At 67.7% G+C, this 4,332-nt stretch carries 3 protein-coding genes and 1 pseudogene; all 4 read right to left on the reverse strand.

Features of this window, described 5'->3' with window-relative positions; translation table 11 throughout:
• Positions 1–50 precede the first annotated feature (50 nt).
• A complete protein-coding gene (locus ACFWF2_RS33345) occupies positions 51–746 on the reverse strand; it encodes an ABC transporter ATP-binding protein (protein WP_379311465.1) in 696 nt (231 codons plus the stop codon).
• Positions 747–935: 189 nt separating this feature from the next.
• A pseudogene (locus ACFWF2_RS33350) lies at positions 936–1,844 on the reverse strand (ABC transporter ATP-binding protein); the annotation flags it as partial.
• Entirely contained in the window at positions 1,841–3,256 is a 1,416-nt protein-coding gene (locus ACFWF2_RS33355) for a branched-chain amino acid ABC transporter permease (protein WP_379311463.1), read from the reverse strand. The gene ACFWF2_RS33355 and the pseudogene ACFWF2_RS33350, both read right to left, overlap by 4 nt.
• A complete protein-coding gene (locus ACFWF2_RS33360) occupies positions 3,253–4,290 on the reverse strand; it encodes a branched-chain amino acid ABC transporter permease (protein ID WP_379311464.1) in 1,038 nt (345 codons plus the stop codon). The genes ACFWF2_RS33355 and ACFWF2_RS33360 overlap by 4 nt, the downstream gene beginning before the upstream one ends.
• Positions 4,291–4,332 lie beyond the last annotated feature (42 nt).

Consider the following 4,332-nt stretch of genomic DNA (forward strand, 5'->3'; position numbering starts at 1 on the left):
CCTGTGCCGCTCATCGAGCGGCACAGGGGCCGATTGCCGGGTGAACCGGGTCAGTCGTGGCCGAGGTAGGCGGACATGACGGCGGGGTCGGTGAGGAGGGCGGAGCCCGCTCCGGTCTTGGTGACCTCGCCGGTTTCCAGGATGTAGGCGCGGTCGCTGCGGGTCAGCGCCTGCTGGGCGTTCTGCTCGACGAGCAGGACGGTGGTGCCCTGGCGGTTGATCTCGCTGATGATCTTGAAGATCTGCTGGATCACCATGGGCGCCAGACCCATCGACGGCTCGTCGAGCAGCAGCAGCTTCGGGCGGGCCATCAGAGCACGGCCGATGGCCAGCATCTGCTGTTCGCCGCCGGAGAGCGTGCCGCCGACCTGCTTGCGGCGTTCGGCCAGGCGCGGGAACAGTTCGAAGATCCAGTCCAGCGTCTGCTGGTACTCGGCCTTCTGCTCGAACGGCCTGCCGTAGCAACCCATGTCGAGATTCTCCGCCACGGTCATGCCGGGGAACACCCCGCGACCTTCCGGCGCCTGGATCAGCCCGTGCACCACCCGGTCGTGCGCCTTCATCGAGGTGATGTCCTTGCCCTCGAACAGGATCTTGCCCGAGGTGAGCGGCAGCAGACCCGACAGCGCGCGCATGGCGGTCGTCTTGCCCGCGCCGTTGGCGCCGAGCAGGGTGATCAGCTCGCCCTGGTCGACCGACAGCGAGATCCCGTGCAGCGCTTCGATTCTGCCGTAGTTCACGACCATGTCGCGGACCTCGAGCAGCGGCACCCGCTGCTCGACAACGGCCTCGGGCTCCTCCCGCGCCGCTTCCACCACCGTGGCCGGAGCCTCCGTCGGCGCCGCTTCCGCCGCCGCGGCGGCACCGGCTCCCTCGCGCACCTCTTCGACCGTGTCCGCGTCGGGCACACCGAGATAGGCCGCGATGACCGCCGGGTCCTCGCGTACCTGGGCGGGCAGGCCGTCGGCGATCTTGCGCCCGAACTCGAGCACCACGATCCGGTCGGTCACGCCCATCACCAGCCGCATGTCGTGCTCGATGAGCAGCACGGTGTAGCCGTCGTCGCGGATCTTGCGGATCAGATCCATCAGCGCCGACTTCTCGCTCGGGTTGAACCCGGCGGCCGGTTCGTCCAGGCACAGCAGCTTCGGCTCGGTCGCCAGCGCTCGCGCGATCTCGAGCCTGCGCTGGTCACCGTAGGAGAGGTTGCGGGCCTTCTCCACCGCGCGTGGCGCGATGCCGACGAACTCGAGCAGCGCCATGCCACGTTCGATGGCGTCGCGTTCCTCGCGCCGGTGCTTCGGGGTGCGGAACACCGCGCCGGGCACCGAGGTGGTGTGGCGGGCGTCGGTGCCGACGACCACGTTCTCCAGCGCCGTCATCTCCCCGAACAGCCGCACGTTCTGGAACGTGCGCGCGATGCCCATCCGGGTGATCTCGTTGCGCTTGGTCTTGGCCAGCGGCTGCCCGTCGAAGTGCACGCTGCCCGCCGCGGGCTTGTAGACACCGGTGATCGCGTTGAAGCAGGTGGTCTTGCCCGCGCCGTTGGGGCCGATGAGGCCGAGGATCTCGCCGCGGCGGATCTCGAAGCTGACCCCGTCCAGTGCGGTCAGACCGCCGAACTTCACCGTCAGGCCGTCGGTGCGCAGCAGCGCCTCGCCCACCTCGGTGTCGATCGCGCGATGCGGCGCGACCACCTCGGCGACCGTCTCGGCGTCGCCGAGTTCGGGCAGCACCGCGGTGACGTCGACCTCGCCTGCCGGTTCGACCTCCGGCGCGGGCTTGTACCCGGCCGACATGTCCTCGTTGTCGTACAGCGCGTCCCCTGCGCCCGGCCCCGTCATCGCCCTGCTCCGATCGGTTCGGCCGCCGGCTTGCGCACGACCGCCTGGTACACCTGTCTGCCGTAGGTGAGCAGCTTCTGCCGCACCGGGAACAGACCCTGTGGCCGCAGAATCATCATCACCACCAGCGCGATGCCGAAGTAGAAGTACTTCAGGTCACCGAGCGTCTGCGCGCCGCCCTTGCGGAACAGCAGCACGCTGCCCAGCAGCAGCAGGCCGAAGACCACCGCGAAGATCGACACGGTGATCACCCCGCGCCTGACCCACACGCCGAGCGCGTCACCGCGCCACCGCCACAGCAGCCACAGGCCGACCAGCAGCGCGATATCGAGCCCGAGCAGCAGATAACCGGTCGACTCGCTCGACACCAGCTGCACCGACTGCAACCGCATCGGCAGATACGCGATGAGGAAGGCGCCGACGATCACACCGAGCTTGTTGCCCGAGCCACCGAGCACGACGGCACACAGGAACAGCATCGACAAGATGATGTCGAACTGCTTCGGGTTCACGTAGGTGACCTGACCGGCGTACATGGCGCCCGACAGGCCGCCGACGGACGCGCCGATCACGAAGGCCCACAGCTTGAACTTGAAGGTCGGCACGCCCATGATCTCGGCGGCGTCCTCGTCCTCGCGGATCGCGACCCAGGAGCGGCCGACCCGGCTGCGCTCGAGGTTGCCGATGACCAGCAGGACCACGACGACCAGCGCCATGCCGAGCCAGAACCACCAGGTGCCGTTGTTGGCCCGCTCCAGCGGGTTCGAGCTGTCCGGATCACCGAGGTTGCCCGGGGAGAAGTAGCCACCGGGATGCGCTTCGGATTCGCCGACCTGTGGGTAGGCGATCTTGGACAACCCGAGGCTGCCGTTGGTCAGTTCCTCGAGGTTGTCGGCCATCAGGCGGACGATCTCACCGAAGCCCAGCGTCACGATCGCCAGGTAGTCGCCGCGCAGCCGCAGGGTCGGCGCGCCGAGCACGAGACCGGCGAACGCGGTCAGCGCGACCGCGATCGGCAGGCACGCCAGCCACGCCCAGCTGGGATTGAGCCAGCCGCCGTCGGTCTGGTTCCACGGACTGTTCGGACTGGTCAGCAGGCCGACCGTGTAGGCGCCGACAGCGTAGAAACCGACATAGCCGAGGTCGAGGAGACCGGCCTGGCCGACGACCACGTTCAGGCCGATGGCGATCAGCGCGTACATCGCGAACTGCGCCATCACGCCGCCGAAACTCACGCCGGGGGTGTCGATAAACGGGGGCGGGTACAGCGGCAGGATCGCCAGCACGGCGATGACCGGCACGCCGACGGCCCATTGGCCCGGCCGGGACAGCCCGTCCCACCAGTCGCGGATCGCGTCGCCGAGGCCGCGCCGATCCTGGTCCTTCACCGGTGTTTTCGTCAGGTCGGTCATGCGCGCGCCCTCCCCAGGCTCTCGCCGAGGATGCCGGTCGGCCGGAACATCAGCACGGTCACCAGCAGAACGAACGCGACCACGTCACGCCATTCGTTGCCGAACAGGATCTGCCCGTATTGCTCGGCGACGCCGAGGATCATGCCGCCGAGCAGCGCGCCGCGCAGGTTGCCGATACCACCGAGCACCGCGGCGCTGAACGCCTTGATACCGAGGATGAAACCGCCGGAGAAGATGATGCCGGTGGGAATGTAGAGCGTGTAGAGCATCGCGGCCGCACCGGCGAGCAGACCGCCGATGAGGAAGGTCAGCACGATGACCCGCTCGCGCGAGACACCCATCAGGGTCGCGGTGTCGGGATCCTGTGCCACCGCGCGGATGGCGCGGCCGAACTTGGTTCTGTTGATGACGATCTCGGTGGTGATCGCGAGCACGATGGCCGCGGCGAAGATCACCAGCGCCACATTGGTGACCTGCGCGCCGAGGAAGGTGAACTGCACCTTCGGCTCGACCAGCCGGATACCGGTCTGGGCGTTGGAGCCGCCGAGACCTGGCCTGATCTTGGGCAGGATGTAGTGGACGAACTCCTGGATCACGAACGACATGCCGATCGCGGTGATCAGGAACGCGAGCGGTTTGGCTCCGCGCCTGCGCAGCGGGCGGTAGGCCACCCGTTCGAGCCCGATCGCGGCGATGCCCGAGACCAGCATGCCGAACAGCATCGCCAAGCCGAGATAGGTCACCGTCAGGACGACGCCCTGGGAGTACGCGTTGCCGCTGGGGGCGAAGCCGAGCAGCTCCAGCCCCACGTAGGTACCGAACATGCCGAGCATGAAGATCTCGGAATGCGCGAAGTTGATCAGTCGCAGCACGCCGTAGACCAGGGTGTAGCCGACGGCGACCAACGCGTAGATCGATCCGTAGGTGAGTCCGTCGACGGTCAATCGCCAGAACTGGTCGATCACCCCGGAGACGTTGAAATCGATGGAACCCTCGGCCAACAGGGTCACACCGAGCGATGCCGCTGATGTCATGATTTCTCTCGCGTCAGGCAAGCGGTGCGCGTGGCATGGCCA

Source organism: Nocardia sp. NPDC060259 (assembly GCF_042728775.1).
Lineage (GTDB): Bacteria > Actinomycetota > Actinomycetes > Mycobacteriales > Mycobacteriaceae > Nocardia.